The organism is Falsiroseomonas sp. RANM36, from assembly GCF_056682175.1.
The window spans coordinates 1-236 of sequence record NZ_JBWXTD010000082.1 but is presented as its reverse complement, the minus strand read 5'-3'; the positions used below and the strand labels follow the sequence as shown (position 1 = coordinate 236).

The 236-nt window shown below is 68.6% G+C and carries 1 protein-coding gene; it reads left to right on the top strand.

Translation table 11 applies throughout. From position 1 onward, the window contains the following. The coding region (locus tag AC1MIR_RS27940; RefSeq protein ID WP_480031424.1) for a hypothetical protein at window positions 1-236 on the top strand (236 nt) is incomplete at both ends.

The following is a 236-nucleotide window of genomic DNA, read 5'->3' as shown; positions in this document are numbered from 1 at the left end:
CCATCGTCTCCACCGAGGACAGCCTGGTCGAGGCGGACGAGACCTTCTCGGTGGTGCTGACCGCGGCGCCGACCGGCGTCACGCTGGCCGACGCCACCGGCATCGGCACGATCAGGAACGACGACAAGCCGCCGGCGGCGAAATACAACGCGTCGATCAACGACGTGTCGGCGGAGGAGGGGAACAACCTCCGCTTCACGGTGAGCCTGGACAAGGCGGCCGAGAGCGACCTGCGC